This is a genomic window from Mesorhizobium sp. L2C084A000, assembly GCF_000502875.1.
Taxonomy (GTDB): Bacteria; Pseudomonadota; Alphaproteobacteria; order Rhizobiales; family Rhizobiaceae; genus Mesorhizobium.
On the sequence record NZ_AYWX01000001.1, the window covers coordinates 996,576 to 1,003,134 of the forward strand.

6 protein-coding genes and 1 pseudogene are annotated in these 6,559 nt (G+C 59.5%); 2 read left to right on the top strand and 5 right to left on the bottom strand.

The annotated features are described in order from the left end of the window. Window positions 1–242 precede the first annotated feature (242 nt). Window positions 243–740 carry a nitroreductase family protein gene (locus tag X735_RS01000000165535; protein ID WP_245273067.1) on the bottom strand — a complete coding sequence of 166 codons (498 nt, stop codon included), beginning with the start codon at window positions 738–740 and terminating at the stop codon, window positions 243–245. Between the two features lie 730 nt (window positions 741–1,470). Here X735_RS01000000165535 and X735_RS161230 point away from each other — a divergent pair. Further along, window positions 1,471–1,992: a hypothetical protein gene (locus X735_RS161230; protein ID WP_155930548.1), complete on the top strand. Its 522-nt coding sequence runs from the start codon at window positions 1,471–1,473 to the stop codon at window positions 1,990–1,992. A 245-nt stretch (window positions 1,993–2,237) separates the two neighbouring features. On the opposite strand, the gene X735_RS1000000168590 is transcribed toward X735_RS161230, so the two are convergent. Continuing rightward, window positions 2,238–2,378, bottom strand: a complete 141-nt coding sequence (locus X735_RS1000000168590) for a hypothetical protein (protein WP_155930549.1) — start codon at window positions 2,376–2,378, stop codon at window positions 2,238–2,240. A gap of 442 nt (window positions 2,379–2,820) precedes the next feature. Between X735_RS1000000168590 and X735_RS161220 the strand changes: the two genes are divergently transcribed. Next, a complete protein-coding gene (locus X735_RS161220; RefSeq protein WP_023766597.1) occupies window positions 2,821–3,600 on the top strand; it encodes a Crp/Fnr family transcriptional regulator in 780 nt (259 codons plus the stop codon). 370 nt (window positions 3,601–3,970) lie between these two features. On the opposite strand, the pseudogene X735_RS01000000165540 reads toward X735_RS161220, so the two are convergent. The 3 genes and pseudogenes from X735_RS01000000165540 to X735_RS161210 all read right to left on the bottom strand — a co-directional run. Further along, window positions 3,971–4,946, bottom strand: a pseudogene (locus tag X735_RS01000000165540) (hypothetical protein). Between the two features lie 156 nt (window positions 4,947–5,102). Then, entirely contained in the window at window positions 5,103–5,504 is a 402-nt protein-coding gene (locus X735_RS161215) for a DUF2285 domain-containing protein (protein WP_245264243.1), read from the bottom strand. Between the two features lie 464 nt (window positions 5,505–5,968). Beyond that, window positions 5,969–6,559, bottom strand: a 591-nt coding sequence (locus X735_RS161210; RefSeq protein WP_050592645.1) for an acyl-homoserine-lactone synthase, incomplete at its 5' end; no start/stop codon positions are given.

Sequence of the window (6,559 nt, forward strand, 5' to 3'; positions counted from 1 at the left end):
CCATCTTCGCTGCGGTCCGGTTTGTCAGTGCTCTTTCCTGGCCTTGGCAAGAACACGAACTTCGGCTTCGGTCCGGAATGGCAATGTACCCCGATGGCGAAGGGCGACCCGATCTGCGTCAAGCTCATCGCCAGGGAAGAGACGAAGTGATGGGCAACCCCCCTACCGCCTGATCACCACCGGCGGCCGCCGATGTTCCCAGCCTTCGCGTTCCAAGGTGGGCATGTCGTGCTCCTCGTAGGCTAGCCGAGGCAGAAATAACCGATCAGCGTCCACTCGGGCGGCGTGTCGAGAATCTCGGCCATCTCGGTCGCATCGAGGATCGACACCCAGCCCATGCCGATGCCTTCCGCCCGCGCCGCTAGCCACAGTGTGTGCACCGCCATGACGGCCGAATAGTCGATGGTCGCCGGCATGGTTATGCGACCGAGCCCAAGGCCTTGTCCGGTCGTGCGGTCGGCGAAAACCGCGAACTGACAGGGCGCCTCGTCGAGACCGGCAAGCTTCAGCCGGGCATAGAGTGCAGCGCGCTCTCCCGAAAAGCACGTGAGCGCCTCGGCATTGCAGCGCAAGGGCTGGCTGAGGCCAACGCAGGGCGCAATGCTGGCGAGCTCGAGCAGCCGTTCCAGCTTGCCCTCCGGCAGAGCCGTCGGCTCGAAGCGCCGCACATCCCTGCGCCAGCGCAGCAGCGTGATCAGCCCGGCCCGAAAATCGTCGGCGAAATCGGGAGGTGACGGCATGGCGGTCTCGTTCGGGGCTAGGGATTGCAGTAGGGAGTACGGTGTGGATTGCCAGCTGCCTATTGCCCAAGCTGGGTTGTTGCGTCCGACAAGCGCGCCATGCGGCCCTAACCGCAAACGATAGAAAAATGTTTTCTGGTGGGCGGCGCTATTACGATGCAATCCAGCAAACCAGTTTCGATCAGCTCGCACGGCGGTGAATCATGTGCCAGGGCCTTTGCTAAATGCGCCATTGACACTCAGGCGCACCCGTATCGCTCACCAGGCCTCGGAATGCGGAGAACGTCGGCCTAGAACGCGGCGACGGCGACAGGCGTCTCAGCTTGCATATACTCGTTCCTGCCGCACCGCCTGTAACTCATTTTGCTTCCGACCACGTCGGCCTCGATGTCCCCGAAGGTTCCCCAGGTCATTCGGCAGATACCATCGTCTGACGTCATAGCGCCGGACCAGCACCAGCTGCCCAATTTCATGGGCATTGCTGAGCTTCCAGTCGCCCGCAGTTTCGCCTTCCACCAGTGTCAGGCATCACCCAATTGGGACTCATCCCTCTCACAGTCAATTCGCGGTTGACTTATTTGTCTCCGGCGAAGTGCGACAGCTGCTCGTATCCAGCAGCGTGAGCGATAGTTGATCAAATGCTGCCAATGAGTTTTGATACTGCAATCTTTAGACAGCCGCCTACCATGAATGTGCCATCGCGTTTCGGCGATCGAAGGAGCGAAGCCGGGTGTCCAGTCGTCACTACATATTCCCGGAGAACAGCGAACCTCTGCGGCTATCGCGGCGGCTTGTAGAGGGAATGATCTTCGGAAAGGACGCTCTCCCGCAATACGCCGGCACACGCCAGCGGGTCGTCTCGGTGATAGTTGAGAACGAAGGCACCGCGCCGAATCGGATTCTAGATGCCCAAGGAGCCTATTGGGTTTTCGATGCTGCGGGCGATATCCGAAAGGGCCTCACACGGTCGACTAGCGACATTATGAGCGCCACCTTCAATGATTCCGACAACAAGGGAACGGTGGTGGCACTTCAGCCAAAGCTCTCCAAGAAGAGGGCTGAGGAGGAGCACCGCTGGGTAGTGGGCAAGGCCGAACTCGACAGGATTGCCGCAGACATCTGGCCGAAGGTGAAGTCGGACAAGATGAGATCCGCGCAGGGGGTTTCGGTGAAGCGACCGCCGCTTACCTATGATGCTCGGCACGCACTCGACGAGGCTACCGCAATCTGTGGAAGATTTCGCACGCAGTAGCTGAACTTAAGGAGCCTAGCCTGAAGGGCTTTGCCCATGAGGCTCGTTCGAGAGGTGCCGACCGCCCGGAGCACGAACTTCTCTACCAAGCCATCGCCCAGTTGGCAGATCAGCGACTCGAAATTCTGCGACGTCGCAGGACCGGGAAAGGCGTCTGGTATGCCATAGTGGGCGTAATAAAATGGAACGGCGACCACGTAGGCCAGAGCGTAGCCAGGTTCCACGAGAAGTGCGAAGGAAAGCGTTCAGCGGTCGTCGCGGCGAGAAAGCTTCTCGCCGAACATGCCGGTGAATTCGCGGAAAATATGACTGTGGAGGCCGAAGTGCTGACTGACCTTGAATGGCAGGGCAGGCTCCCTGAAGTGGAAGATTGAGGGTCGCGCCATGGCGGGCTACTTGATTTCGGTGTCGCAGATGCGTGGCCAAAGACCGACACATGCTGCCAGGCATATGCATCTGCGGCGGGTTTGACTTTTGATATTGGGATAGGCAGGAAGGCCGCTTGCTGTACAGACGAGCTTATCGGCGAAGTCGAGAATCCTAGTACCGGTCAATGGTGGTGCATCCACAGCAGTCTGATTTCGACAGCCGTCGTCGAGCCGGAGTGCGCACCGCCCTGTGCGGTGAGGCCTCCGTAAGGTCTGGGTATCTGAATGCCGTATTAGCGCGGGCGCGCCAAACCTTGGCTCGCGCCGGTCAAGGCAGTTAATCAAAAAAATGGGACATCCGGGGTTCGCAGGCATACAGTGTGCCATCGACGGCAACTCTAAGGGCGTCCGTCGGCTGTGAGCGATCAACATGCTTCCGCCCCAATAGGGAGAGGGAGCTATGACAGACTCCAGTTCACAAACTCACACTGCCGCGCAACGCGACACCCGCCAAAATTCCATCTATCGCAATTCGCTGCTGCTTCGAATGTGCTCGGCAGATTTGGCATTGCTGCAACCTCACTTGGAAAGCGTCTCCCTTGGACTGAAGACGCATCTCGAAGTGGCGGGGTCACCAATCAGAACCGTGTACTTCTTCGAGAGCGGTCTCGGGTCAGTGGTGGGCGAACTGCGGCCTGGTATTGAAGCTGAGATCGGAATCATTGGTTGTGAGGGCATGACCGGCTCAGCGCTTATCATGGGCGATGACCGATCAACGCACGATTGTTACGTGCAATTAGAAGCCCGCGCCTTTGTTATCGACGCGGGCCTCTTCACCAAGGCGCTTTTGACAAGCCCAACCCTGCGAACTTTTCTGCTCCGCTACGTTCACTACTTTCACCTCCAGGCAAGCTTCACCGCGCTCAGCAATGCCCGGATGAACATCGTCGATAGGCTCTCAAGATGGCTGGTGATGTGTGATGATCGCGTCGACGGAAACCGCTTGGCGATTACGCACGAGTTCTTATCAGTCATGCTCGGTGTCAGGCGGCCCGGCGTCACCATAGCGCTGCAAATGTTAGAGGGGCAAGGTCTGATACGATCGATGCGAGGAGAGGTCGTTATCCTTGATCGCACGCGTCTGATTGCGCTGGCTGACGGGTCGTATGGCAGGGCTGAAGCCGAATACGCTCGGCTAATCAGCCAACTGCCTTGGCCGCAGGCGCCTGATCGCCAATGAATGTGCTCGAACAGGGAGATGGCCGATCTCCTGCATTGAGGCCATGTCCGGGTAAGCCGCCTAAACAGAGCCTTCACCGCCGACGTTGCCGAGCATCAGATCCAAGACGAAGCTGTCATGCCGGCACCGCTGCATGCGCCGCCCCAGGGAAACCGCCCCTCGCATCCATTCAGGATTCCGAAGCACGATACGGCTGTGCACCACCTTCCGAGGATCTTGGGGCGCACTGCCATCTAACCTCGATTAAGCAGGCATTCATGCGCTGGTTGGAGCAATGGCGAGACTCATTGCACCAGCCCAGTTCAAGGCATGTGCGGACAACCGCTTTGGGCGCCGAACAGATCGATTGGCGGCATAGCCTTATCTTGCCTCACGGGAAGGCTGTTTCGGGACTTTTCGAAATCAGGCCATGGAAGCGGCGGCGTGATGGAGGAGAAACCCCGAAGCCAACTTCCATCATCAGCCGTGGCCTGTGCGCCGGCACGGTGCCCATATGGAACCCAACGGATCCTCGACGAAACCGAAACCGGCCTCGCCGGTCAGCGTGACCGGGCTCTGCTTGCCGTACACGTCCAGAATCTCTTGCGCGGGATGGCCGACGACAAGCGTAAGTTGGTGCTTGAGGGCGCGGCGATCATGGCTGCCGCGGACATAGACATGCGGGCCGGTCCCCTCGTCGACGGGCACCAGATAGAAAAAGAACTTCAGCATCCGCCAGTCGTCCAGATCGAAGTGGTATTTGCCGAGCGAAGCCAGGTTCTTGTCGGCGTCCGACGCCTGGCCGGTCGGGAAGCTCCACCAGACGCGCGTTGTGATCAGCGTCGCCTGGCCGCCGAGATAGTGCGCGGCAATATCCATGAGCAGCGGATCGTTTTGGATGGCAACGGCCGAGTTACAGCCCAGAATGCGCTCGAAATAATGACCGCTGAGCAACGGACGGCCAAACCGCGCCTCAGCCTCCGCATGCTCCGCCGGCATGAATTCGTGCCGAAACAAGGTGTGCACCTGGCGAATGCGGCTACATCTTCAGCCACCATTGTTGGCAGGACGAGGCCGGGAAAAAGCCCATCCATCCGCAGCGCGTCGACAACGTCCTGGCAATTGATACCGGCAAACATCGTGTCCTGGGCTCTTTGCGACCTTCGGACCGGCTTTGCACCACGCCAGTGCATTCTCCGTGCCGGCATGGTGCGCGCCAACATGAACATGGGCAGCCACGCCGGGTTCTCGCGAATATCCGACAGGTAGGTCGGAATGCGTACGGCTATGCGACGCAGCATGCTGCCGTTTCGCGCGATCGTCTCAAGGCTTGCCGCGCCGGCTTTGTCGGGGTTCATAACGGTCATCGGGATCCTCAAGGCATGAATGCACTCATCGACGAAGGTTGGGTCCCAGTGCTTCGCCGCGGAAGAACTAGGCGCTTGCCACGTTTTGTGCAACGCACAATTGCACTCAGAAATGGAGGTTGCGCGTTTCGAATAAGACAATCGCAACCGCCCCAATTACCTCAGGAACTGTCTGTAGCCGCCGCCCATCAGGTAGCGGCCACGTTGGATGGCGCGACGTACCTGATCGCGAAGATGGCCACCTGGATGACGCCAATCTTCTTCGACGCGGCGTGTCCCGAACAAGGCAATGGCGACCTCCTGATGAGATGCTCCGGCAAGCGAGCCATCCAAAGCCTGGAGTACGATACGCAGACGCGCTCCGCGGTGTTCCGGCGGAAAGCAAGCAGCTGACAGGCGGGCGCAACCATTGACGTGGTTCAAGAACTGAAGGGCAGCGACATGGAACTTGAGGTGCTGCGGCTGAACGATCGCGTCGACATATAGCCGCAACGGGCGGAGGACGGACGCACCGGAAACGGCGATCTGCAGACTCCGGCAGTTCTCCCTCAGCAGCACGTGCTGCACGCCCGCAGCTGTCAGCAGGATGTCCTTGCAGCATGAGAGCGAAGAAAGGTGAAGCGGTTCAAAATCGTGGTCGAGCCCAAGCGGCTCCGCGGCCGCTCGTAGAATACAGGCGCAATCGCGCGGATCCCAAAAGACCCTCGCCGATGTAGCGTCCGAAAGTGGCGCGTCGGCGAAAAAGAAGGCTCCATTGTCTTAGGAGAGCTGATCCTGTCGTCAACTCGATTATCTGCATGTCGCCTTGGGGTCCGACAATGCAGGCGGACGGTGCCATTTTGGCGTGGTCGCGCTGGAATTGTGGATTGCGCCGAAGAAACTCCCAGGCCCAGCCAGTGCGTGGCAATCGTCTAGCATAGTGGTAAGCGTCGTGGCGACGCCAGTCCGGCCAGCATACAAGGCCGACCGTCGCTTCCTTGGACAGACCAGCATCCTTCATGGCTCAGGTGTCCACTATGGCGCTATGCCGACGGGCCTAGAACCGGTTGCCACAGTACCGGTCCAATCAGACGTCCCCTGCTGCGGATGCGCAAAAGGCTCGCGTGGGAAATCTCGAGAAACCCAGCCACCGCCTCCGTTTTGCCGACGCATTTGGGTTCTCCGATGCGCGACAATGGCCACGTAGCCAGGCGGAGGATCCGCTCCATGCGCGTATCCGTCACCGTTACTATCCGGGTCAGATCCTTGGCCAAGCCGAACTCGATCATGCCCGCGAAGAGCTCGTAGGTCGCCTGGGCCAGCCCGCCCGCAGCCTTGGGCGCCGACGGAGGAAGATCGAGCGCGAAACGACTGCTCTCCCATATGTCGGTGGTCGAGGGCACGACGTCAGCACCCAGCAGCACCGGGAACGTGTCGCGCAACATTGTGGGTCCGGTGCTGGGCAGAAGACGCACGCAACCGCGAATTCGCCAGTCGGATCCTTTGAGGAGCAGATAGACGGGCTTCAGAGCATCAAACGAATCGGATTCCATCTGGTCTTCGGTATTGACCTGCCACTGAACTGTCATCCAGTGGCGATTAGAGCCGCGACCATTTCTGTTACGCCGTTTGGC